Annotated in this window: 1 protein-coding gene and 1 pseudogene; both read left to right on the plus strand. The window is 35.0% G+C overall.

The window, feature by feature from the left end; translation table 11 throughout:
* Positions 1–230 precede the first annotated feature (230 nt).
* Positions 231–347, plus strand: a pseudogene (locus tag C1G53_RS07675) (topoisomerase DNA-binding C4 zinc finger domain-containing protein); the annotation flags it as partial.
* Positions 348–365: 18 nt separating this feature from the next.
* Positions 366–452 (plus strand): aminoglycoside 6-adenylyltransferase (locus C1G53_RS07680; protein WP_161497580.1); only part of this gene is annotated, 87 nt, incomplete at its 3' end.

Consider the following 452-nt stretch of genomic DNA (forward strand, 5'->3'; position numbering starts at 1 on the left):
TACTTATGAGCAAGTATTGTCTATTTTTAATAGTTATCTATTATTTAACGGGAGGAAATAATTCTATGAGTCGCTTTTGTAAATTTGGAAAGTTACACGTTACTAAAGGGAATGTAGATAAATTATTAGGTATACTACTGACAGCTTCCAAGGAGCTAAAGAGGTCCCTAGCGCCTACGGGGAATTTGTATCGATAAGGGGTACAAATTCCCACTAAGCGCTCGGGACCCCTTGTAGGAAAATGTCCTAAGTGTGGCAACAATATTGTATTAAAAAAATCGTTTTATGGTTGTTCAAATTATCCTGAATGTAAGTTTACTTTAGCTGAACATTTTAGAAAGAAAAAATAAACGAGGAGTATGTAAATGAGATCAGAAAAAGAAATGATGGATTTAGTACTTTCTTTAGCAGAACAGGATGAACGTATTCGAATTGTGACCCTTGAGGGGTCA

Source organism: Streptococcus suis (assembly GCF_002960445.1).
Taxonomy (GTDB): domain Bacteria; phylum Bacillota; class Bacilli; order Lactobacillales; family Streptococcaceae; genus Streptococcus; species Streptococcus hyiners.